The following is a 23,064-nucleotide window of genomic DNA, read 5'->3' as shown; positions in this document are numbered from 1 at the left end:
GTCGACCCGATGGAATGGTTATCCGCTCTTATGCAAAGAAATGTTTGCAAATATTTCTTTGTGATATTAGACTTGGAGAATGAAAACACCTCGACACCAGCCTGAACCACCCGCGACCGGCACCCGCAATATCAGCCGGATCGTTCCCGATCCAACGGCGCTGAAAGCGCTGGCGCACCCGGTTCGCTTGCGCATGCTGGGCATGCTCCGCGTCGATGGCCCCGCCACGGCGACGCAGCTGGCGACGCGCCTCGGCCTCAATAGCGGCGCGACCAGCTATCACCTCCGCCAGCTGGCCCAGTATGGCTTCATCGAGGATGCGCCGGGGCCGTCGCGCCGCGATCGCTGGTGGCGTGCCAGCCATGAACTTACGTCCGTTCCTGCCACGGAATCCGAGGGCGAGGCATTGGACCTCGGCGTTGCCTTCACGCAGGCGGCGCTGTCCCTTCAGGTCAGCCAGATGCAGCAGGCATCCGAAGAATATGCCGAACTGCCGGCCGAATGGCGCAAGGCGAGCACGGCAAGCGACGTCATCATCCCGATGACTGCGGCGCAGGCAGAGGCCCTGACGAACCGGCTGACCGAGATCATGCTGGAAACAATGCGGGAAGCGCCGCCCCTCGGCGAACCGCTCCCCGCGGGCATGGCACCCTTTACGGTCATGTTGCATGCCTTTCCCTATCCCGGACGCGTGCCACACCGCGAGGAGGATGCAGGGTCATGAGCACGCGCGCACCCTTCTTCGCACTGGCCGTCGCCGAGACGCTTTCTCTCTCCGGAACAAGGCTGTCGACGATCGCCATTCCCTGGCTGGTGCTGAGCACGACGGGCAGTCCCGTGCTGACCGGCCTCGTGGCAATGGCGGAGATGCTGCCCTACGTCGTCGCCAAGGCGCTCGGCGGCCCGCTGATCGATCGCGTCGGCCCGAAACGCATCGCGATCGCCTGCGACGCGGCTTCGGTCGTCACAGTCGGTCTCGTGCCGCTCCTGCATCTGCTCGACATGCTGACAATCTCGATCCTGCTGCCGATCGTCTTCGTCATGGGCGTCCTGCGTGGGCCCTCCGATGCGGCCAAGCAAGCGATGGTCCCCGACGTTGCCGAACTCGCAGGCGTCCCGCTCGAACGAGTAACCGGCGTCGTCAGCGCCATCGAGCGGCTCGCCTCGACCGCGGGAGCTGCCGGCGCTGGTGCGCTGATCGCCATGATTGGTCCGGCCCAGGCGCTCATCGTCAATGCCGTCACCTTCGCTGCTGCCGCAGCGGTCATCGGAACAGGCATCCGCCTACCGAGCCGCATCTCACCGGCCCATGCTGCCGGGCCTGTGTCCTACGGCAGCGAGCTACTGGAAGGCTGGCGCTTTCTGCGCAGGGACGCGGTGCTGGTGAGCATCGTCGTCATGGTGGCGATCACCAATCTCCTGGACCAGGCCTTCCATGCCGTCCTGCTGCCCGTCTGGACGAAGGATGCGGGTCACGGCCCCGAATTGCTGGGAGCGATGGTGGCAGCCTTCTCCGGCGCCTCGATCATCGGTGCCGCAATTGCCGCCTCCATCGGCGAGCGAATGCCGCGCCTCATGATCTATACCGTTGCATTCCTCGTGACCGGATTTCCGCGCTTCCTCGTCTTTGCGGTCGACGCGCCGCTCACCCTTGCTTTCGCCACCATGGCTATCGGCGGATTTGCATCCGGCTTTCTCAATCCGATCCTGTCTGCCGTGATCTTCGAGCGGATACCCAAGGCCCTGGTCGGTCGTGTCAGTTCGATGAACGCGGCGCTCTGCTGGGCGCTCATACCGTTCGGCGGCGTGCTCGGTGGTGCCTTGATCAGTTTGACGGGCCTTTCCGCGGCGCTGCTGATAACCGGCCTCGCTTACCTCCTGGTGACACTCCTCCCGCTGGCACGCCGAAGCTTCCGCGGCTTCGAGAGGAGGCAGCCTGCCGAGGCGTAGCTACCCGGTGGCCGCCGGCTGACCGCGCGCTGGAGCGCAGGCAGTTAGCCCTGCTCTCTCCTATGCCTCCCCGCGGATGACGGCTTCAGCCGCAAGCGCGACCGAAAGCAGCGCCTCGTCGCGATTGGCGGTTGCTGACAACAGGAAGCCGACCGGCATGCCGGCATCTCCGGTGCCGCACGGAATAGAGACACCGCACCAGTCGAGGAAATTGCCGATCGATGTGTTGCGCAGCGTACGCCCGTTGGTCGCGAAGAAGAGATCGTCGTCAGCGATGAGCGGCTCCAGAGGCGGCGCCACATGCGCGACCGTCGGGAAAGCGATGAGCCGGTCGCCGACGAGACGCTCGACATCAGCGACGAGGCGGGCGCGCGCTTCGAGAAGCGCGACGTAGCCCGGCACCGTCGTCTTCTCGCCGAGGCGCGTGCGAGCAACGACGCGCGGATCCATGGACGCCGCCTCGGGGCCGGCCAGACGCTCTCGATGGAGCGCATGGGCTTCCGCGGTCACCAGCGGGCCATGCTGGCCTGCCAGAGCGAATATCTCCTCGAAAGCCGGGATGGAAACACGCGTAACGACCGCGCCCGTCGCCGACAAGCGTTCTACCGCCGCTTCGAAGGCGGCGACGACCCCGGCTTCCGCGCCGTCGAAGACGACCTCCGCGGGAACGACGATCTCGAGGCCCCGGATCGGTCGGCGAGCGATCGACGGCGTCGAGAAACCTCGCATGGCGGCGTCGACCCAGATCGTGTCCTGTACCGTGCGGCAGAGCGGCCCGAGGGAATCGAGGCTGCCGGCAAGGGGGAATACGCCCGACATGGAATAGCGCCCGCGCGTCGCCTTGTAGCCGACGATGCCGTTCAGCGCGGCGGGGATGCGGACCGAGCCGCCTGTATCGGTACCCATCGCGACCGGGACGAGCCCCGCGGCGACCGCCACGCCGGCACCGGAGGAAGAACCGCCGGGTATGCGCGCGACATCGGTGCTACGCGGATTCTTCGGCGTGCCGTAATGCGGGTTGATGCCGAGCCCCGAAAAGGCGAACTCGCTCATGTTGGTACGCCCGACCGTGACCATGCCGGCACTCTGCAGCGCGGCGACGACGTCAGCATCACTGGCCGCCGGCGCCGCGGGCGCCAGCACCTTCGAACCGGCCGTCGTCGTGACGCCCTCGGTGTCGAAGAGATCCTTCCAGGCAAGCGGAATGCCATCGAGCAGACCGAGCGAGCGGCCCTCCTTCAGGCGCTTCGAGGCAGCAGCAGCCTCCTGCCGGGCGCGATCTTCGAGGAGGGTGACGAAAACTGCCTTGTCGGCGTAGTTCGCAATCGCCTCGAGAACGGCGTCGGTCACCTCCACCGGATCTGCAGCACCGGACTGGATGAGCGCCGAAAGCTGCGCCACAGACATTGCCCCGAAATTCTTCGCCATTCCAAATATCCCCATTGCCTCGCCAATGCGGTTGCCGGCGGCACCGCAGCCCGTCCAAGTTCATCCCCTATCACAGCGCCTTCGGCAATCGGATTTTGAAGATCGCGGCCGATTGTCCACCCACCCTGCGGGTTGCAGACGCGAAGCGAGGCGGGCGCATGTTGACTAGTGCCGACCGGCCATTCCCGAAAATAGAAAATGTAACCGAGTTCACCAGTCTCGTAACCGACCGGCAACGCGACTCGCCGAATCTATACTTCCATAACGCAAGAATTATCGAGAAACTATTCAGTGGATGGCGCGGGGCCATTGGGTTACATTTCGCGTCATTCGAAACGGAGAGATGATGTCCGATCTTATCGAAAGAACACTTTCCCGACTCGATGAAAAACTCGTGGGGCATGTGTCGCTGCCAGGCAGCGACGATTATGCCGCCGCAACCGCGATCTGGGCCCGCCCGATCGGTCGCATCCCACAGGCCATCGCCCATTGCGTGACAGCCGAAGACGTGAGCGCGGCAATCCTCGCTGCCCGCGAATGCTACCTGCCTATATCGGTGCGCGGTGGCGGCCATGACTGGGCCGGACGTGCCCTCTGCGAAGGCATCGTCATCGACATGCGCGACATGAAGCAGGTCGTCCTGCACGCCGACAAGCGCAGCATGCGCATCGCCGGTGGCGCGCTCGCGAAGGATGTCGTGGGCGTGACAGACCTCTTCGGTCTCGCGGCTGTCACCGGCTCTGTCGGCGTGGTCGGCATGGCTGGCCTGACGCTCGGCGGTGGCTACGGCCCGCTGATCGGCCGTTTCGGGCTTGCGCTCGACAATATGCTCGCCGCGGAAGTCGTGCTTTCCGACGGCCGCGTTGTGGTGGCAAGCCAGGACAGCGAGGAAGAGCTCTTCTGGTCGCTGCGCGGCGGCGGCGGCAATTTTGGCGTCGTGACGGCCATGCGCCACAGGCTGCACGAGCTTCCGAGCGTTCGATCGGGCATGGTCGCCTATCCATTCGCCGAAGCGCGCGCGGTGCTCGAACACTGTGCGGAAATTGCGGCGACTGCGCCGGATGCGCTGACCGTGCAGGTCGGCGTCGCGGCAGGACCCGACGGACAGCCTTTCGTGCTTGTTGTACCGACCTGGTGCGGCGTCGAGGCTGAAGGCGAGGCACGTGTCGCCCCCTTCCTCAAGCTCGGCACGCTGCTCTTCGGAGAGCTCAGGTCCCAGCCCTACGGTGCCTCGCTGAAGCTCTTCGATGCGCATCTGGTCAATGGCCGGCGGACCTTCATGGAGACTTGCTGGATGCCCGAACTCAATGGCGGCGGCATCGAGGCGATCATCCGGGCGGCGGAGACGATGGTCTCCCCCGGCTGCGCGCTCCTGACCCATGAGTTCAGGGGTGCGGCGTCCCGGGTTGCCGTGGAGGCGACCGCCTTTGCCCTGCGCGAGGACCATGTCCTCGTCGAGATCATCGCAAGCTGCGCACCCGCCGACGACGTCGAGGAGCAGAAGCATCGCAACTGGGCGCGCACGGCGCGCATGGGCTTCGACGCCGTGGCACTTTCGGGCGGCTATCCGAACCTTCTCGCAGACGGCGACGCGCTCCGCGCGACCGAAAGCTACGGCCGCAATGCCAACCGCCTCGTCGCGGCCAAGAGGCGATACGATCCCGACAACGTCTTCGCCTCCGCCATCCCCCTGCCTCTCGACCGGCAGCGCCACGCGCCGCTGCAGCTCGTGCGGATGTAGTCCTCCCTCCCGCTGAAGGCAGGCATTCGAAGGCGGCGCCCGAAGCGCCGCCTTCATGCTTTCCGGCCGCTCGATTTCTTCTGTTACAACCGCAACCCGCCCAGCCTCCGCCTGTCATCGAAGCGAAACCAGGTCTCGCCAAAGTCGTGGACGGAAGACGATTCGAGTCATGCGCCGGACACCGTGGTGACCTTGATCGCGCATCCTCACCTTCGTTCCAGTCGCCTTCCGCAAATTGGAGTGATGACCATGGAAAACATGAGCAGTGGGCCGCAGCCCTCGAATGCCCCCGGCCCGGTAGGAGCCGGCGAGCCGAAATTCCAGATGTCGCGAAAGCTAGGCGAATGGATCGTCTGGATCGAGAACGAGTTACGCGTCCACCGCGCCGTCAACAGGCTCTCCGGCCTTAGCGACGACATGCTCTCCGATATCGGCGCGCACCGCGGCGACATCGAGCATCTGGCGCGTCATGGCAGGGAAGTGGATCACTCCTGATCCCTGCCTCTCCCGCATGCTGAGGATCGGCGTACCGACAGGGTCGCCGATCCTTTAAACGCTTTCAGCTCATGCCTATATTACGTTTGCAACCGTTCGTGACCGTTCTGTAATACGGACGGAACGGCCGTTGTGTGTATACGGTCAGGATGGATTCGGCGCTTGGTCGGAAGATTCCAAAGGCAGGCCGGGGCGGCATAGGTGTTGCGATACTGAGATCGTGAACCGAGACCGAAGCCACGCCCCAACGGAACCTTTCTCCCGCTACGGCAATTCCGCAGGAATATACAAGACGCGACGGCGACAGAAGCTCTTCCGTTGTCTCATGGCATTCCTGACCTTACGGAAGGGTAGCGCCTTGAATGCCGGCGAGGATGCGTCTGCGGATCAAGCAGACGATGCGCTAATTCTCGCACTGGTCACGAAGGCTTGAAGCAAAGGCACCTTATGTTGACGGCAGAGAACGGGGACACGGCTTTCCATGGGCCTTCGCTCATGGCATCGAAGGACCCCGGTGGAGAACCGGATGCTGGAGCCGTATCGTGGCGCTGACTGGGACCTTGACTTTTCCATGACGGCCCATGCCTCGAAGCGCCGCGACGGATTGTATGGCAAACCCTGGGGTATCGTATTCGCGATACTTTGTGCGGTGCTTTTTGCCGTGCTTGCCTTTGCGCGCGGCCCGGATCGGGAAGCGCACACGGCCATACTGACCACGCTCCGCGCCGTCGACCTCAACCACGCCTCGCTGCAACGCGACGTCCTGAAGGCGCGTGCCGGCCTTATCCGCAACTATGACCCGCTCGTCGATTCCGTCGTCTATCTTCACGACGACCTGACCAAGCTGCGCTCTTTGCTGTCGCAGGCCGATGTCGACGACAATGGCGACCTGAGGGCGCTTCTGAGAAGCCTCGCCTATTCGGTTGATCGCGACGAGGCGCTGGTTGAGGAGTTCAAGACCGAAAACGCCCTCCTGCAGAATTCGCTCGGCATCTTCAGCCAGGTTCTCGGCAGTCTGCACCGCAGCCCCTATCAGGAAACGCAGCGGGCGGTCATGGCATCCGACGACCTCGGCAACATGATGATGCGCTTTTCGATCCAGCCGAACGAGGCATTGGCGCAGCAGATCCGTTTCGAGCTCGATGGTCTGCTGCAGTCGAATGCGGCAGTGGTGCCGGAGCTCGGCACGCTCGTCACGCACGGCCGGATGATCCTCGTCACCCTGCCCCCGGTCGATGACAAGGTCCTGGCGATCCAGGCCTCGGACACCTCCTCGCGCGCCCAGGACCTGCAGCGCAAATATCTCGAGGCCTACGACGTGGTCAGCTCGCGCTCCACATTGAGCCGGATGTTCCTGGGCTCGGTCTCGGTGACCCTTTGCGGCTACATAGCGCTTCTGGTCTACCGGCTGCGCCTCCAGACCGAGCGGCTGAAGCGCCGGCTCGACTTCGAGAGCATGCTGAACGAGATCAAGTCCTGCTTCAACAGCCACCCGCTGCAGGACTGCCGGCCCGCCGTCGAGGAATCCCTTGACGCCATCGCGCTCTTCTTCGGTGCCGACAACCATGAACTGGTGCTTCTCAATCCCGAAACCGGGGAGCGCGAAGAAGTCTACGACTCCGCCGGCACCAGAATACCGCTCGCCGATGCGCTCGTGGCGGAATTCCTGCGCGAGACACGCCGCGAGCATCCGGCTTCGGCCGAGGCCGGGCAACGCTTCTTCTTCAGGAACCTGCAACGACGCGACGATCTCGCGTTCACCCGCGATGCGACCAGCGCAGGCGTCGGGATCGGCCTGGAGATCTCGGCGCAGTGCTCCGGCGTCCTGATCCTCGAATTCGCCGAGTCGAGAAAGAAGGCGAACGCCGACGAGATCGTGCTGATGAAGGGTGCGACCGAGATGGTGATGCGCAGCATCGACGATCGGCGCAGACGCCTGGACAGAAGGACGCTCGAGCGCCGCCTCGAACACGCAGAGCGGCTGCAGGCGGTGGGAACGCTCGCGGGCGGCATCGCCCACGAATTCAACAACATCCTCGCCGCGATACTTGGCTACGGCGAAATGGCGCTGCAGATCCTGCGCCGTCCCTCGCTCACCAAGCACTACGTCCAGGAGATGGTTTCGACAGGCGAAAGAGCGACCCAGATCATTGACCAGATCCTGGCGCTCAGCCGCAAGAGCGAGCGGACAAGCAAGCCCTTCAGCATCGTGGAGGCGGTGTCCGACATCGTGCCGCTTCTGAAGATCTCGCTGCCTGACACTTTCGATCTTACGGTCAACCTCTCGGAGAAGCCCTCGGTCATCCTCGGAAGCCCGATCGAGATCCAGCAGATCCTGATGAACCTCTGCAAGAACGCGGCCGAGGCTTCCGGCGGCACCGGCAAGGCGGAAATCGAGGTCGTCCCCATCGACATCAGATCGCGACGGACGCTTTCGCACGGCGAGCTGCCAACCGGCAACTACATCCTCATGAGCGTCGCAGACAATGGCGGCGGCATTCCCGAATCGGTGCTTCCCCACATCTTCGAGCCCTTCTTCACCACCAAGTCGCGTTCCGGCGGAACGGGCCTCGGGCTTGCTGCCGTGCACGGCAACATCGTCGGCCTCGCCGGCAAGATCAATGTGGAGAGCCGCATCGGTGAAGGCACGCGTTTCGAGCTTTATTTCCCGGTCTCCCGTCAGGCGCCCATCCCGCTGCGGCAATTCTTCAACGAACAGTCAGTGCCGCTTGGCGAGGGCCAGTTGGTCGTCATCCTCGAGGGCGAAGCAGCATTGCTGCCCATGTACGAGGAGAAGCTCGCCGCCCTCGGATACGAGCCGGTCGGCTTCTCGGACCTCGACGCAATCCTCTCCTGGCTGAAGACCAGCGGACGGCGCCCGGACCTGATCATGCTCGACGTAGAGTCCCTCGAATCCAACGTCACGACGTCCGACCTCGACAGACTGTTCGGAGGAATCCCCTACCTCCTCGTCGCCGATCAGTTCACCGGCGGCCACATCGGCGAACACCGCCTGAGGCGCGCCGGTATCCTCAAGAAACCTGTGAGCTCCAAGAGCATGGCGAGCGCAATCTACAAGAAAATAAATACGGCAGCCTGAAGGATGCATTTCGCGGGTCGTGCCGGAGGCATCCCGCCCAAGGCATCTGTCCCCTGCGACGCTCCCGCGATCGCGGGCGGGTGTCGTCGGCCGCTGTTTCATTTGTAGCCGAATTCGCGCCTCATGACATATTGCACAATTTCCATTGCAATATTTTCGGGCATTATCAGTGTGGCATACAACCAGAGCCACCGGGCCAGGCGCTAGAAATGCCTTAATCATAAGCAGGGTGATATCGTGGGTCTATTATCCGGACCGATCAATCGTTTTTCGTCGCCGGTCGCGTCCGCAGAGACCAGAATCAAGCTGACTCCGACGGATTTCCGCATACTCGTCCTTGCGTCTCTCGGCGGGGCGCTTGAGTTTTATGATTTCATTATTTTCGTTTTCTTTGCGACCGTGATCGGCAAGCTGTTCTTCCCGCCGGACGTGCCGGAATGGCTGGTATTGATCCAGACCTTCGGTATTTTCGCCGCCGGCTATCTGGTGCGGCCTCTCGGAGGCATCGTGCTTGCGCATTTCGGCGACCTCTTCGGCCGCAAGCGGATATTCGCCTTTTCCATCCTGCTGATGGCGCTGTCGACACTCGGCATGGCGATGATCCCGACCTATGCGTCGATCGGAGTCGCCGCTCCGCTTCTCCTGATCATGATGCGTATCCTGCAGGGTGCGGCGATCGGTGGTGAAGTGCCCGGCGCATGGACCTTTGTCGCCGAGCACGTACCCTTTCGCAACGTGGGCTTCGCCTGCGGCTTCCTTTGCTTCGGCCTGACAATCGGGATCCTGCTCGGCTCCGTCATTGCCGCCGGCATCAACTCGCTGTTCACGCCGACCGCCTTCGTCGATTATGCATGGCGCTTCCCGTTCCTGCTCGGCGGCGTTTTCGGCCTCATTGCCGTCTATCTGCGCAGGTGGCTGCAGGAAACGCCGATCTTCTCCGCGATGGAGCGCAGCCGCCTCCTGGTTCCGGAATTGCCACTGCGTGCCGTCATCCGGGACTACCCGATCAGCATCCTCATCTCCATCGTGCTCACCTGGATCCTTTCGGCCGGCATCGTCGTAACGACTCTGATGAACCCGACCCTCCTTCAGAAGCTCTACGGCTATTCGGCCGAGGAATCGCTCCTGGCGACCGGCATCGGCACTTTGTTCCTCGCCATCGGCGCGGTATGCGCAGGCGCCATCATCGACCGCGTCAATTCAGGCAAGTTCTTCGTCGTCGGCAGCCTCTTCTTCGGCACGTCGACCTATGCGTTCTATACCTATGCGGCCGTGTCGCCGGTCCATCTCATCGTACTCCATGCGATCATGGGCCTTGCCGTCGGCATGGTCGGAGCAGTTCCCTACGTCATGGTCCGCGCCTTTCCGGCGCGGGTTCGTTTTACGGGTGTGTCATTCTCCTATAATTTGTCCTACGCATTCTTCGGCGGGCTGACACCGGTCGTGGTCGCCTCGCTTGTGCCGCTGAGCTCGATGGCGCAGGCCTATTACCTGCTCTTCATTGCAGGACTGACCTTCCTTGTCGGCATCTACCTGATGGCAAAGGGCGACGAAATGCAGTCCTACACGGGGATCGAGGAGCTCGACACGCTTCAGCGGAAGGGCGATACGCGCCAACGCGACGACGAGTTTCATCGCGAGGACTGAACGTTGCAATTCCAGATGATGTTGAGGCCGGAGGGAGCTCGCTTCCTCCGGCGAAAGCATGTCGCGGCCCTCGTGCCGGGCGGCCGGGCGACGCTCTGAAGCGCTTCGGCGGCTGAAGGGTAAACGCTTGATCGAATGGCCGGCGTACCGCCGATCCGGCTCCTTCATCAGGAACACTTCAGGCTAAGTGGAAACACTCCGCCCTTCCCCAATTGGGTGGCAGCGAGCGCGGGTCAAAGCCACGCGCTCGCTGCCAGTCCGCCCGGGCAGGCGCGGGCAATGGGGCGGCAAGCCAGCGCCTATTTTCCGCCCGGGGGAACAGTAACGTTGAGGGGCCTTCCCTTGTATTCACCCGTCAGGGTCTTGAGGAAGGCAACGATGGAAGCGACGTCACGGTCGTCGACTGTGAGGCCGAGCTGGCTTCGCGCCATGATCTTGACAGCCTCCGGCAATGTCCCGACGCGTCCGTCGTGGAAATAGGGTGCGGTGACCTCGACATTGCGCAGGCTCGGAACGCGGAAGACGCCCCTGTCGGTATCCCTGCCGGTTATCGTCCACCGGCCGAGATTACCGTCGTTTCCGGCATCGCTGTTGACGGGCATCGCCTCGGCAAAGATCCCGAACTTCTGGAAGATATTGCCGCCGACGTTCGAGCCCTGGTGGCAGGAAATGCAGCCGTAGCTTTTGAAGAGCGCGTAGCCCCGCGCCTCATCCGCAGTGATCGCATTGCGGTCTCCCCGCAGGAACTGGTCGAAACGGGCGTTCGGCGTCACCAGGGAACGCTGGAATGTAGTAAGGGCGTCGAGGAGACTCTGCCGGTCGATTTCGCGGCCGTAGACCCGCTGGAACTCCGGGCCATAGCTCTTGGAGTCGCGCAGCTTCGGAAGCAACGTCTTCCATTCGCTCGCCATCAGGTTAGGGTCGAGAAGAACGGCCTCGTTCTGCTCCTCGAGCGAGGTAAAGTTGCCGCGCCAGCCGAGCCGGTAATTGTTGGCGACGTTGAAGATGGTCGGCGCGTTGAAGCGGTGCATCTTGCCGTTGTAGCCGATCGTGCGCTTCAGGCTGACCGTCCCTCCGGCATTGAGATCGTGGCAGGACGAGCAGGCAAGCTCATTCTTGCTGGAGAGGATCGGATCGGAGAAAAGGCGCTCGCCGAGCGCGACCTTCGCCGGATCGAGCGGCGGCGGGTCGGCAAGCGGCGTGATCGGCTCGAACTGGCTGTCGGAACTGGACCTGTCGCCAATCCCGTAGACCGTCTCCCCGACCGCCGCCACTGCTGTAAGACATACTGCGAAAAGCCCGGAGACGAGCACCATCTTCGCCCCGAGACCGCGTGATGGCATCAGGATGCCATCCTTCTGCTATGCTCCGTTGTCACGTCCGCATCGAAGAAATAGCCGACTCCGCGCTCCGTCTTGATGATCTCCGGATTGGAGGAGTCCTTTTCCAGCTTGCGCCGCAGCCGCAGGATCAGCACGTCGATGCTGCGGTCGTAGATCTCTTCCTCATGGACGCGGCTCGCAGACAGCAGCTGCTCGCGCGAAAGCACCTGACGCGGGGCGTTCAGGAACGCGACAAGCAGGTTGAATTCGCCAACCGTGAGCTTGATCTCCTCGTTGCTGTCGGAGAGGAGCCTGCGCTGCTTGAGGCTCAGGATCCATCCCTTGAAGGCATAGGACTTCCGATCCTTGGCCACTGGCCGCAAGGGCTTTTCCCTGAGTGCGGCGCGCACGCGGGCAAGGAACTCCCGCATGCCGAACGGCTTGCTCACATAGTCCGTGGCTCCAAGCTCGAGCCCGACGACCTTGTCGGCTTCTTCTAGCCTGTCGCCACTAATGATGATGATTGGCGCGTCGGACTTGCTCGACAGGTTGCGTACGATCTCAAGACCGTCTTCATGACCTAGATTCAAGTCGACCACGACAAGATCAACAGCTTCGGTCGCCAAAATGCGTGCCATCTGCTGACTGTCGCCAACAGCACTTACCTTGAAGGCATGCTGTGAAAGATAGTCAATCAGAAGATGGCGCATGGCGGTATCGTCATCGACCACCAGAACGTGTTTCAAGTGCCACCTTTACAAATTGTAACCGGGGCAAGCCTCGCCCCGCGGCCCTTCGGGCCTGAACAACTCATTCCTGTCACGCTGCGACATACACCCAGCACAAATCATCACGCAGTGACAACTGACTTGTCTTACAAATAAGTTGTCGACATGTTTCAAACAAACAGCCGTTGATTACAATTGAAACATGGAAAAAATCGGGCTGAACGCCCTTCGGGCCGGCATTTGCGGAAGATTCCCGTTGCGGTCCAGGCCCTTCGTTTGAAAGACGTCCGCCGAGACACACTCCGATACGGGGCATCTCAGGCGGACGTCCTGGCCTATCGCTTCAGCATCTCGTCGTTGTACCGGGAGAAGTACTCGCTGTCTCCTCTCCTGAGCGGATTGACATCCGACAGGCCGATGTCGCGCTGGAGGTGCGGCGACAGGTCCTCGACGCTCACGTGCCGTGCGACCAGCCGTTCGCAAACAGAGACAACCGTCTGCCGACGCCTATCCAGGAAGGCTGCAAGCGAGCTTCTGGCCTTGACAGGCGAAGCATGGCGCGGCCCCTTGTTTCGGTTCGTCGGCTCGAGTTTTCCGGGGCGATAGATATCATTGATACTGATGCTCATCGTTTTTCTCCTTGACGACAACGCCAGAATGCCGGTCTCAAGTTCTGCCGCCATTTCAAACACTCCCTTTCGGGCTACCGCCGTAATCAAGGAAAACATATTTTGTAACCGCCGGCCGGGCTCCTCGCTGATGTGCCCGGCCGGCCGCCGAAGGCTGCTGTCAGGTCCTCATCGCATTGCCGAGAAAAGCGAGCAGATGCGTGTTGACGTCCTGTGGCGCCTCCAGCGCTGACATGTGGCCGGCATCCGGCACCTCGACGAAGAGGCAGTTGAGCGCATCGGCCATTTCGCGTCCCTCGTCGACGGGCCGCGAGATATCCTTCTCCCCGGTCATCACCAGGGAAGGAAGCGTAAGCTCCCTGAGGTCGGTCATCGCGTCTCGGCGCCCGAATGTAAGGCGCCCGATCGGCACGATCGAATCGACGATGCGCTCACTCGGTGCCTGTCGCAGGTTCTCGCGGAACTCGTCGGCGAATTGCGGCGACTTCTCGATTGTCTCTTGCGAGAAGACCATCGGCACCAGTGCCTCGACCATGGGATCAGGCACGCTGCCCAGCGCCTCGACCGTCGCGAGCATCGAGAGATAGAGGGTCACCTTCTCCTTGGGCTCGGCGCCTAGGTAGGTGTCGAGCAGCGCAAGCGCCTTCACCCGCTCCGGCGCCGTCATGGCTATTTCGGCGCCCCACATTCCGCCGACCGACATACCCACAAGCCCGAACTTGTCGATCTTCAGGTGATCGAGCAATGCAAGGTGCTGGCGGGCGACGTCCTGCATGTCCTTCGTACCGGCCGGCAGGGCGCCGCTTTTGCCGTGGCCCCAAAGCTCCGGCACGATTAGCCGGTAGCGATGCGAAAGGGCTTCGATCTGGTAGCGCCACATGGAAGCATCGAACAGATAGGAATGGCCAAGCACGACAACAGGCCCCTGCCCCACGTCGATGTAGCTCATGGTCGAATTGGCGATCGCGGCGGAGTGCCGGTTCTCGTCGAACTGCAGGGTCATTTTTCCTCTTTCCGCCGATTGCTGGATTTTCGTGAGTTGGTCGATGTCGCTGAGCTCCAGGTGCAGGCCGCAGAGACCCCACGGAGGCATCGGCGATGCCGATGGCCGGTCCACAGCACCGGGCTTCGGTTGCTTGGAGGGTGGGTGGGGCATGCTAGACCGTTCCTGCAAGTATGCCGCCGGGATCATATTTCCGGCGCAGCGCCTCTTGCTGGGTGTATCCGTCCGACAGTGGCGGCCGCAGTGGCGCGAGCGTCCAGAACAGGCAGTCGGTTTCCCGCTCGCCTTCGTCGCGCGGCGGCCTTTGCCGGCACGCGGTAACCTCCAGGAAGAAGCTGTTGTCGGATGCCTGACCGGCGGATCCGTTTTCGTAGGAGCCGAGGAGATGGTCGAGAAGGCTGGACGAATGCAGTTCGCCCGCCGTGGCGCCGACGACGACGCGCTCCACGAGATCCTCGGTGATCAGGGGCAGTCGATACCGGCGCTTGCCGAAGGTCCGCTCGCCGCCGAAATGCGTGTCATGCAGTTCGAGGATGCTGGCAAGAGGTCCTCGCACGATCCGCTTCGAGATCGGCGTGCCAAGCGCGCAGACCGCTGCGATCACGGCTTCACCTTCACCGCGCTCGCCGGTCCAGCAGGGCACGAGGACGAATTGCGGTTCGCCCGAGGGGTCCTGGAGAACGCCGGCTGCGATGGCAAGCCGGGGCGAAGCGGCGGCGACCATCTTCGTGTAGCCGGAAAGCACCTTTTGCATCTGCGACAGGGGGAAAGTCACAACAGCGGCGAGATGGTTGCGCTGCGGGCCGAGGCGCAGCCTCAGGGATGCGATGATGCCGGCGTTGAAGCTGCCCCACCGGATGGACCGGAAGATGTCTTCGTGCGCCGACGGTGATACGTCGGCAACGCGCTGGTCCATCAGCACGACCTGGGCGGCGGCAAGCGACGCAGATGAGGTCAGGAAGCTTCCTACCGGCGATCCGGTGCCACCGGTCACTATGAGGTTGCAAAGCTCCGCAGGCGCGATGTCGCCGGCAGCCGGCTCCAGACCGTATTCAGCGGTCGACGCAATGATGTCGCGCATGCGGATGCCGCTGCTGCAGGTCGCAACCTGCCCGTCCGGATCGACGATGAGAAGACGCATCGTCTGCAGGTCGGCGATGATGCCACGGCTGAGCCGCGCCTCCTCGGGAATGGCCGTCTGCGGCGCCCGGCGGAAATCCAGCCGGATGTCCCTGCCGTCCTGTGGCGGGTCCCAAGCCATGGAGTCGTAGCGCACGGAAAGCGGAAGGACGGACTGCTGCGCAAGCGCAACCACCGAAACGATATCGAGTGTCGATCCGCAGGCGCAGACGAGCGAAGACAAGTAGTCGGCGGGGTCGCTGACGATGTCGATCATCCGGCCCATGGCGCGACCATCCGGAAAGGCCCCGCTCGCCGCCATCCGCGCGCGAAACTGTTCGGCGAGATGGCTGAGGGACCGTAGTTCCAGATGTCTCAGCATGCAATCAACTCCTCGTCGCTCGTCGCCTCCCGATACGGGGCGAACCGCCTCAGATGGCATCCCGCCCGGTTTCGCCGGTTCGGATGCGGACGACCTTTTCGACGCTGGAGACGAAGATCTTTCCGTCGCCCGCGCCGCCGGTAGTAGCCGCCTGGCGGATGGCCTCGACCACCGCCCCGGACGCCCCGTCGTCGAGCGTGACCTCAATCTTGACTGCCGGGATGAAATCGAGGTCATACCCAACGCCGCGGTAAAACTCTGTGCGTGCGTTCTTCGGACCGAAGCCCTTCGCTTCCGTGACGGTCAGGCCCATCACGTCGAATGCGAGCAGGGCCTGCTTCACTTCGTCCAGCTTGAACGGCTTGATGATGGCTTCGATCTTCTTCATCGACAGATCTTTCTGAAGAAAGGCGGGGGCCACGCGGCCAGCCCAAGGGTGTCGCCGCGAACCGGGTCAATCTCTCGGTCTCGATTTCCGCAGAAGACGATCGAGATTGGAGCGCTCCATGCCGATATCTCGCAAGAGATAGCCATCGAGGCTCGACAGATGCTCGAGTGCGCGGGCGACTTCCCGCTCATGGCGCCAGTCGGCGACCATGCGCGTGGCACGCTCCTTGAGCTGGGCAAACCAGCCGGCAGGCTCCGGAGGACTGGAGCGCCAGGCTGCCGCTGCCGCGCGCTGCGCCTCGCCGGCAGCCGAGCCTGTGTCTACTGCCATGTGAAGGGGAAAGGTCGCAAAATCGGAGACCGAATAAACCGAAGCCGCACCGAAGGCGATGTCGTCGGCGAGAGTCGCGACCAGGGATCGCTTCGGGCGATACACATCGGGCTTCGGCTGCGCTGCAGCCGCACTCGCCTGCACGGGAGCCGCGGAAGGGCTCCTCGGATCGCGCCTCGCCCGGTCGATGGCCGCGGCCGGCCTGTCTGAACTTGCAACCAGTTGAAGATGAATCTTACCGGCCCTGGTGGGGGCCTGCTTGTCTTTCAGCATCGGAATCTCCCGAACGGTTACGGTTGGGAAGAAATTCCAATGGCCATATTACATCCGCGTCACCGGCGGCCGCGATCTGCCTACAGCTGTAATGACTGGATTTCAGGGTAAAACCTTCACAGTGCAGGAAAAGTTGGGCGCCACTGCCGTTCTTCAAGGCCCCTTCCGCATCCCGCATTACCTGACGTCACCAGTGGGGCCGGCATTGGGAAAATGCGCGCCTACCGGGCGAAGCTGCGGCGATGAAACTTCAAAAATGACAATTGTAGGCAAGACGAAGCACGGCTGAAACAGCATGGTAGCAGCCGGCTCCTACTCCTCAAGGCACAGGCAACGACAGCCGTCGCGTGCCGGGAGCTACCGCGGATGGCTCCAAGGAGCTGCACCAGTCCTGCCGCGGCAGAATCACCAAATAGCTGCCATCCTATCCGGTGGCCTGGAGATCAAACATGTCATTGAGTCTGGCCCAGCCCCCTCGGGAAGAGGAGAGAAAGGACCTGCGCGTCTGCATTGCGGGCGCAGGCGCGATCGGAATAACGCTGGGAGCGAGAATTGCCCTCGGCGGCTATCCCGTAAGCATGCTTGCGCGCGGCAAGAGCCTCTCGGCGATCAAGGAGCGGGGCCTCCGCCTGGTGGATATGACGGGCGACCACAGCCCGCGCGTCATTGCCGGAGAGCCGGCCGACCTTCCTGAAGCGGACGTCATCTTCCTCTGCCCCAAGTCCCAGGATCTCCCCGCCCTTGCGGAAGCGTCCCAGCGCATCATCGGCCCGCGGACCTTGATCGTGCCCGTCGTGAACGGCATTCCCTGGTGGTACTTCGATGGCATCAACACGCGCTTCTATGGCCGCGACGTGAAGGCCGTCGATCCCGAGGGGCGCCTGAAACAACTCCTGCCTTCCGACCGCGTGATCGGCGCTGTGACGACCATCACTGCCGAGCGTGTCGCACCGGGATTTGCCTGCAGCGTCAATCCGCTGCGCTTCGTGCTGGGCGAGATCGATCACAGCATCAGTGACAGGGTGGAGCAGCTTGGCGCAATGCTGAATGCCAGCGGCATCACCACGAGAGTCACCGACAAGATCCGCGATTCTCTCTGGACGAAGGTCATTGCCAATCTTGTCTCCAACCCTCTGTCGGTAGTCTCGGGCGCGGTGCTGCGTGATATCGGGGGGCATCCGTCCCTGTCCCAGGTCACCCGGGCGCTCGTCAACGAGGTCCTTCCCGTCGCCGCAGCCTATGGCGCACGCGTGGAGCTCGACCCGGAAGCGCTGCTGGAACTGCCGGCGGGTCTGGGAGACATCCGGACATCCATGCTGCAGGATTTCGAAAAGCATATGCCGCTCGAGACTGCAGCTATCTGCGATGCCGTCATCGAACTCGCGGAGCTCCGCGGGCTGCAGATGCCAATGACCAAGGCAATCGGCATCCTGGCGAACTACCGCAGTGCCCAGTCACGTGAGGCACGGCCGCAGCCGATTTTTTCCTGATGCCCCGCGGCCAAATCGATCCCTTGTCACAGCGAGGGATCGAAAGAGATCTTCATTGCACTTCCATGGAGATTGGCGCGGGATACTTTTCCACGTCAGCCACCGTCGCGATCCGATCGGCGCAAAGCTTGCCGGCTCGCGCCGGATCCCGGGCTTCGATCGCCGCCATGATTGCTCCAAGCTCCCTCAGCGTGGCGCCCTGCCCGGCGCGCCGCCCCAGGGAAAGCCGCCGGAGCATCGCAATGCGGTTGTTGATCTGGGTCAGCATGTCGCCCGCAAGTCTGTTGCCGCAGCCATCGAGCATGATCGAGAAGAACTCGCTCTCCGCACGCACGATATCGTTCGCGCCGTCCGGCTGGGCCATGCGCTCGAGATGGGCTCGCAGTCGCGCGACCTGGGCATCGGAAGCATTGCGCGCGAAACCCTGTGCCACGAGAGGCTCCAATGCCTTCCGCACCTCCTGGATCTCCCTCGCCTCCTCTTCTCCCATGGCGGCAACAGAACGACCCTTGCGCGGCAAGTTCACGATAAGGCCCTCCGCATGAAGGTGCTGGAGCGCCTCGCGCAGGATCGTTCGGCTGATCCGCAATTCCTCGCAAAGCTCGCGTTCCACAAGCTTCTGGCCCGGGTGCAACCCTCCGGAAAGGATGGCTTCGCGAAGGCTGTCGGTGACCTGCTCGCGAAGAGACATCTCCCGGGGAACGCTCAATCCGAGACGCGTCATGGCCGAATTCCTGTCATTACACTTTCTTCCTCCTGGGCGGAGCGCCTCGGCAGGCACGCCACTCCGGGCTGGAATCGTCGGATTCATCGTTATATTTGCATGGATATAACGTCAAGCATGACCGTCCGTCATGTGATCGGCGATGCCGTCAATTTCAGCGCGCAATATTTCCACGGACATATCGATGTGCCATAGATGTGACGGCATATTCCCCGGGAATACAATCATCAAAGGAGCCTGCCGATGCTGAAGACGATCTGGGCGTTCACGGTGCTCCTCGTGGTGGGATTTGGGGCAACGGCAGAAGCCCGCCCCTTCACCGACGCGGCCGGGCGCACCGTCGAGATACCGGACAAGGTCCAGCGGGTGCTGACGGCCGGGCCTCCGGCTTCGGTACTGATCTATTCGCTGGCGCCGGAAAAGCTTGTCGGTTGGGTACGTGAGCCGAGCGCAGCCGAGAAGCCCTACCTCTTGCCCGCCGTCCGCGATCTGCCTGCCTATGGGCGCCTCACCGGCAAGGGCGGCACAGCCAATATCGAGGCCGTGCTCGCGGCAAAACCGGATCTCATCATCGATGTCGGCACCGTCGATGCGACTTACGCCTCGCTTGCCGACAAGGTGCAGCAACAGACCGGGATTCCCTATGTGCTGATCGACGGCAGCTTTGCGAAGACGCCGGAAACGCTGAAGCAGGTGGGTGAGCTGATCGGCGCTTCGGCGCGCGCCGGCGAGCTTGCCGCCTATGCCGAAACCACGTTGAAGGAGCTCAACGAGAAGCTTGCCACGATCCCCGAGGACCGGCGCCCGCGGGTCTATTACGGACGTGGCGCCGAGGGACTGGAAACGGGCCTTGCCGGCTCCATCAACCTGGAAATCCTTGGTGCGGCGGGCGCCGTGAATGTTGCGGCAGCAGCCGGCAAGGGCGGCCTCACCAATGTATCGCTGGAGCAGGTGCTGCAATGGGACCCGAGCATCATCCTTGCCGCCGATGCCAAGTTTGCGGAAAAGGTCAGGACCGATCCGCTCTGGAGCGGCGTGACGGCCGTCAAGGAAGGGCGGGTCGTGCAAACCCCTTCTCTTCCCTTCGGCTGGTTCGATTCCCCGCCTGGCATCAACCGCCTCGTCGGTATCCGCTGGTTGGAGCACCTTTTCTATCCGGCCGATTTCAAGGGCGATCTTTCGACCGAGGTGCACGATTTCTACAAGCTTTTCTATCAGGTGGACCTAACTGACGAGCAGCTCGACGCTCTCCTGAGAACCGCAACAGTCAAGACGCAATGAACGACTATGCCGCCCGCACGACGCGCATCCCTCGCTCGAAGACGGGCGGGTTCTGGCTTGCGGCCGTGGGTCTGGCGGCTCTAGCGCTGCTTTCGATGATGGTCGGTAAATATGCGATCGGTCCGCGGCAGGTCATTGAAGTGCTCTTCGGCGGCAGCGGGACCGATCCCATCCTGACGACCGTCATCTGGAATGTACGCCTGCCTCGCGTTGCGGCAGGGCTCCTCGTCGGCGGCGCACTTGCAGCCGCGGGCGCAACCTATCAGGGCCTCTTCCGCAATCCGCTGGTGTCGCCGGATATTCTTGGCGTGTCGGCGGGCGCGAGCCTCGGCGCTGTCATGGGCATATTCCTTTCTCTTCCGGTCTTCGCCATACAGCTGATGAGCTTTGCCGGAGGCCTGCTTACCGTGGGCGCGGTCTATGCGATCGGTTCCGCGATCAGGGGGCGAGACCCGGTGCTCGTCCTCGTTCTCGCCGGGGTCGCAATCGGCTCGCTCGTCGGTGCCGGCATTTCGCTCGTCAAGGTTCTCGCCGATCCCTACGACCAGCTGCCTTCGATTACCTACTGGCTGCTCGGCAGCTTGACGGCCGTTACGCGCAGCGACGTCCTTTCCATTCTCCCGGCGCTCCTGATCGGCATCGTGCCGCTTGTACTCCTGCGCTGGCGGATCAACCTCATGTCGCTCGGCGATGAAGAGGCGCGCACGCTCGGCATCGACACGAGGCGGCTGCGGATCCTGCTTGTCGGCTCCGCCACCCTGATTACCGCCGCGACCGTGTCCATCACCGGCGTCGTCGGCTGGATCGGGCTCGTGATCCCCCATATCGCCCGCCTGCTCGTCGGCCCGGATTTCCGGCGGCTGCTGCCGGCCGCGATGCTCCTTGGCGCCGCCTACCTGCTCGTGGTCGACATGCTCGCCCGCACCATTGCGCTGACCGAAGTACCGCTCGGCATCCTGACGGCAGTGGTCGGCGCGCCGTTCTTCCTCTGGCTGCTCGCCTCCGGGCGGAGGGGCTGGCAATGAAGCTTTCGGTCGAGAATCTGGACTTCGGTTATGGCGGTACCGCAATCGGACGCAATGTCAGCTTCGGCCTTGCCGGCGGCGAAGTGCTGTGCCTGCTCGGCCCAAACGGCGCCGGCAAGACCACGCTCTTCAAGACAGTCCTCGGCCTCATTCCCGCCCAGGGCGGTCGCGTCACGCTCGACGGAAACGCGATCGGTGCGCTTTCCAACCGCGAGCGCGCGCAGTGCATGGGCTATGTGCCGCAGGCCCATGCCGCGCTCTTCCCATTCTCCGTCAGGGATATCGTGCTGATGGGTCGCGCCGCACGGCTTAGCGCGCTTGAAGCTCCCGGCGCGCGTGATCATGAAGCCGCTCAGACGGCGCTTGCCGCGCTCGGCGTGGCAGAGCTTGCCGAGCGCCCCTATACCGAAATCAGCGGCGGCGAACGGCAGATCGTGCTCATCGCCCGCGCCCTTGCCCAGGAGCCTCAACTCCTGGTGATGGACGAGCCCACGGCGAGCCTCGACTACGGCAACCAGATGCGCGTGCTCGCCCATATCCGGCGCCTCGCGGAGCGCGGCATCGCCGTCATCATCTCTACCCACAATCCGGACCACGCCTTCCTTTGCGCCGACCATGTTGCCCTTCTCCACGACGGGCGCATGGAAGCCTTTGGTGCGCCCGAGGAAGTGCTGACGACCGCAGCGCTTAAAAAGCTCTATGATATAGACGTCGTCATAGGCACCGTCGATGGAAGCAGCGCGAAGGTCTGCGCGCCGATCCTCGGCGAGAACTTGAAAACGGCAGCACGAAAGCAGGAGATAGCCCACGATGGTCCGTGAGAACGAAATTCGTGAAAACGAGGTTGGCGTCACGCCGCCTGAGCCCGTCGATGCCGGCCTGACCTTCATCGGCCGCATCTCGACGCCATGGACGTCGCGGCTCGACTGCCCGCGCCAAGGCCGCCACGACGGACCGCTCTGCCGCATCGAGATCTTCGAGCCCTGGGTCGCCGCACTTGCCGGCGTCGAAGCCTTCGAGCGGCTGGAAATTCTCTACTGGCTGGATCGGTCCCGCCGGGACCTCGTCCTGCAGAGCCCTGCCAGCAACGGCAAGGTGCACGGCACCTTTTCCCTGCGCTCCCCGGTTCGGCCGAATCCGATCGGCACCTCGATCGTCAAGCTGGAGGCCGTCGAAGGTCCGGTCCTGCTGGTTCGCGGACTGGACTGCCTCGACGGCACGCCCCTCATCGATCTGAAGCCGGATCGCACGCTGTTCAAGCCGATCGCCCCGCCGCAGCCGGGCGATTTCGAGACAGGCGATACCGGAACCGCGCATTATTGCCAGAAGGCTTGATATGCCTCAGTCGACGGCGACCATGACGTCAGAGGACTTGATGACCGCATAGGCCTGTGCGCCGACCTTGAGGCCCAGGTCGTCGACGGCACCATTGGTGATGGAAGAGGTCACGATGACGCCGCCGCCGATATCGATGCGCACATGCGCGGTCGTGGCGCCCTTGACGACTTCAACGATCTTTCCCTTGAGGAGGTTGCGTGCGCTGATCTTCATGAATGTCTCCCAGATGTTGTTGGATTCGCCAGCGAGCCATCGATATCACATCTGGAATACAACGCGAAGCCACGCCGCGGTCCCGCCAAGGACCGCAGCCACCGATGCCTGCCACTGGGCTCACGGCGCTATCCGAGCGAGTTGATGATTTCGCGATAGGCAGTCTCCGGGAATGCCTTCAGCGTGCGCGTGCGCACATTGCCCTGCATGCCGAGCGCCAGGGTAAAGCGTGCGGCGACGGCGTCGTCCGGAGCCTCGCAGACCGCCACCATGTCGTAGTCGCCCATGGTCAGATAGAAATCCTTGAATGACCCGGCCATTTCGCCGAGCAGCTTCTTTGCCGCGTCAAGTCTCTTCGGTGAATCCCGAACGTTCTTGACGCCTTGGTCGGTCCAGTTGATGAGCACGATATATGTGGTCATGTCACACCTCCCCCTGAGGGCGACCAGCGTCGGGCC

At 62.9% G+C, this 23,064-nt stretch carries 23 protein-coding genes; 12 read left to right on the top strand and 11 right to left on the bottom strand.

Annotation, left to right across the window (positions count from 1 at the left end; all coding sequences use genetic code 11):
• Positions 1-79: 79 nt before the first annotated feature.
• Both EV286_RS06000 and EV286_RS05995 read left to right on the top strand, forming a co-directional pair.
• Entirely contained in the window at positions 80-724 is a 645-nt protein-coding gene (locus EV286_RS06000; RefSeq protein WP_132956101.1) for a helix-turn-helix domain-containing protein, read from the top strand.
• Positions 721-1,950 (top strand): MFS transporter, encoded by a 1,230-nt coding sequence (locus EV286_RS05995; RefSeq protein WP_132956100.1) that lies wholly within the window; start codon positions 721-723, stop codon positions 1,948-1,950. The genes EV286_RS06000 and EV286_RS05995 overlap by 4 nt, the downstream gene beginning before the upstream one ends.
• 60 nt (positions 1,951-2,010) lie before the next feature.
• On the opposite strand, the gene EV286_RS05990 is transcribed toward EV286_RS05995, so the two are convergent.
• Positions 2,011-3,378 (bottom strand): amidase, encoded by a 1,368-nt coding sequence (locus EV286_RS05990; RefSeq protein ID WP_132956099.1) that lies wholly within the window; start codon positions 3,376-3,378, stop codon positions 2,011-2,013.
• A 346-nt stretch (positions 3,379-3,724) separates the two neighbouring features.
• Here EV286_RS05990 and EV286_RS05985 point away from each other — a divergent pair, with 346 nt between their 5' ends.
• The 4 genes from EV286_RS05985 to EV286_RS05970 all read left to right on the top strand — a co-directional run bounded on the left by EV286_RS05985 (position 3,725) and on the right by EV286_RS05970 (position 10,361).
• The gene (locus EV286_RS05985) at positions 3,725-5,119 is read left to right on the top strand and encodes an FAD-binding oxidoreductase (RefSeq protein WP_165932789.1); all 1,395 of its coding nucleotides are present in this window, start codon (positions 3,725-3,727) and stop codon (positions 5,117-5,119) included.
• 249 nt (positions 5,120-5,368) lie between these two features.
• A complete protein-coding gene (locus EV286_RS05980; protein WP_165932788.1) occupies positions 5,369-5,614 on the top strand; it encodes a DUF1127 domain-containing protein in 246 nt (81 codons plus the stop codon).
• Between the two features lie 526 nt (positions 5,615-6,140).
• Positions 6,141-8,714: a two-component system VirA-like sensor kinase gene (locus EV286_RS05975; RefSeq protein WP_165932787.1), complete on the top strand. Its 2,574-nt coding sequence runs from the start codon at positions 6,141-6,143 to the stop codon at positions 8,712-8,714.
• A 300-nt stretch (positions 8,715-9,014) separates the two neighbouring features.
• On the top strand, positions 9,015-10,361 hold the full coding sequence (locus EV286_RS05970) for an MFS transporter (protein WP_132956328.1): 1,347 nt from the start codon (positions 9,015-9,017) through the stop codon (positions 10,359-10,361).
• Between the two features lie 299 nt (positions 10,362-10,660).
• On the opposite strand, the gene EV286_RS05965 is transcribed toward EV286_RS05970, so the two are convergent.
• The 7 genes from EV286_RS05965 to EV286_RS05935 form a co-directional block, all read right to left on the bottom strand.
• Complete coding sequence (locus EV286_RS05965) at positions 10,661-11,704, bottom strand: cytochrome c peroxidase (protein ID WP_132956095.1); 1,044 nt, start codon at positions 11,702-11,704, stop codon at positions 10,661-10,663.
• A complete protein-coding gene (locus EV286_RS05960) occupies positions 11,704-12,429 on the bottom strand; it encodes a response regulator (RefSeq protein ID WP_132956094.1) in 726 nt (241 codons plus the stop codon). Before EV286_RS05960 ends, EV286_RS05965 begins: the two co-directional genes overlap by 1 nt.
• A 317-nt stretch (positions 12,430-12,746) precedes the next feature.
• Positions 12,747-13,040 (bottom strand): hypothetical protein, encoded by a 294-nt coding sequence (locus tag EV286_RS05955; protein ID WP_132956093.1) that lies wholly within the window; start codon positions 13,038-13,040, stop codon positions 12,747-12,749.
• A 160-nt stretch (positions 13,041-13,200) separates the two neighbouring features.
• Positions 13,201-14,196 carry an alpha/beta fold hydrolase gene (locus tag EV286_RS05950; RefSeq protein ID WP_207909751.1) on the bottom strand — a complete coding sequence of 332 codons (996 nt, stop codon included), beginning with the start codon at positions 14,194-14,196 and terminating at the stop codon, positions 13,201-13,203.
• 1 nt (position 14,197) lies between these two features.
• A complete protein-coding gene (locus tag EV286_RS05945; protein ID WP_132956092.1) occupies positions 14,198-15,544 on the bottom strand; it encodes an FAD-binding oxidoreductase in 1,347 nt (448 codons plus the stop codon).
• A 49-nt stretch (positions 15,545-15,593) separates the two neighbouring features.
• On the bottom strand, positions 15,594-15,932 hold the full coding sequence (locus tag EV286_RS05940) for a P-II family nitrogen regulator (protein WP_132956091.1): 339 nt from the start codon (positions 15,930-15,932) through the stop codon (positions 15,594-15,596).
• Between the two features lie 66 nt (positions 15,933-15,998).
• A complete protein-coding gene (locus tag EV286_RS05935; RefSeq protein WP_132956090.1) occupies positions 15,999-16,535 on the bottom strand; it encodes a DUF1127 domain-containing protein in 537 nt (178 codons plus the stop codon).
• Here EV286_RS05935 and EV286_RS05930 point away from each other — a divergent pair.
• Both EV286_RS05930 and EV286_RS05925 read left to right on the top strand, forming a co-directional pair.
• Positions 16,522-16,824 (top strand): hypothetical protein, encoded by a 303-nt coding sequence (locus EV286_RS05930; RefSeq protein ID WP_132956089.1) that lies wholly within the window; start codon positions 16,522-16,524, stop codon positions 16,822-16,824. The two genes, EV286_RS05935 and EV286_RS05930, sit on opposite strands and share 14 nt — an antisense overlap.
• A gap of 160 nt (positions 16,825-16,984) precedes the next feature.
• Entirely contained in the window at positions 16,985-18,025 is a 1,041-nt protein-coding gene (locus EV286_RS05925; RefSeq protein ID WP_132956088.1) for a 2-dehydropantoate 2-reductase, read from the top strand.
• Positions 18,026-18,077: 52 nt separating this feature from the next.
• On the opposite strand, the gene EV286_RS05920 is transcribed toward EV286_RS05925, so the two are convergent.
• Positions 18,078-18,749, bottom strand: coding sequence for a GntR family transcriptional regulator (locus EV286_RS05920; RefSeq protein ID WP_132956087.1), 672 nt, complete (start codon positions 18,747-18,749; stop codon positions 18,078-18,080).
• 243 nt (positions 18,750-18,992) lie between these two features.
• Here EV286_RS05920 and EV286_RS05915 point away from each other — a divergent pair, with 243 nt between their 5' ends.
• The 4 genes from EV286_RS05915 to tsaA are packed head-to-tail and all read left to right on the top strand — an operon-like array spanning position 18,993 to position 22,390.
• Positions 18,993-20,030 carry an iron ABC transporter substrate-binding protein gene (locus EV286_RS05915; RefSeq protein WP_132956086.1) on the top strand — a complete coding sequence of 346 codons (1,038 nt, stop codon included), beginning with the start codon at positions 18,993-18,995 and terminating at the stop codon, positions 20,028-20,030.
• Positions 20,027-21,055 (top strand): iron ABC transporter permease, encoded by a 1,029-nt coding sequence (locus EV286_RS05910; protein ID WP_132956085.1) that lies wholly within the window; start codon positions 20,027-20,029, stop codon positions 21,053-21,055. The genes EV286_RS05915 and EV286_RS05910 overlap by 4 nt, the downstream gene beginning before the upstream one ends.
• On the top strand, positions 21,052-21,876 hold the full coding sequence (locus EV286_RS05905; RefSeq protein WP_132956084.1) for an ABC transporter ATP-binding protein: 825 nt from the start codon (positions 21,052-21,054) through the stop codon (positions 21,874-21,876). The genes EV286_RS05910 and EV286_RS05905 overlap by 4 nt, the downstream gene beginning before the upstream one ends.
• Positions 21,866-22,390: a tRNA (N6-threonylcarbamoyladenosine(37)-N6)-methyltransferase TrmO gene (gene tsaA, locus EV286_RS05900; RefSeq protein ID WP_132956083.1), complete on the top strand. Its 525-nt coding sequence runs from the start codon at positions 21,866-21,868 to the stop codon at positions 22,388-22,390. The genes EV286_RS05905 and tsaA overlap by 11 nt, the downstream gene beginning before the upstream one ends.
• Positions 22,391-22,396: 6 nt before the next feature.
• On the opposite strand, the gene EV286_RS05895 is transcribed toward tsaA, so the two are convergent.
• Together EV286_RS05895 and EV286_RS05890 are read right to left on the bottom strand one after the other, a co-directional pair.
• Positions 22,397-22,606 carry a molybdopterin-binding protein gene (locus EV286_RS05895; RefSeq protein WP_132956082.1) on the bottom strand — a complete coding sequence of 70 codons (210 nt, stop codon included), beginning with the start codon at positions 22,604-22,606 and terminating at the stop codon, positions 22,397-22,399.
• Between the two features lie 128 nt (positions 22,607-22,734).
• Entirely contained in the window at positions 22,735-23,028 is a 294-nt protein-coding gene (locus tag EV286_RS05890; RefSeq protein ID WP_132956081.1) for a GYD domain-containing protein, read from the bottom strand.
• Positions 23,029-23,064 lie beyond the last annotated feature (36 nt).

Source organism: Rhizobium sp. BK251 (assembly GCF_004345245.1).
In the GTDB taxonomy this organism is placed as follows: domain Bacteria; phylum Pseudomonadota; class Alphaproteobacteria; order Rhizobiales; family Rhizobiaceae; genus Rhizobium.
Note: the sequence above shows the minus strand (reverse complement) of the source record. Positions and strands in the feature narration are given on the sequence as shown.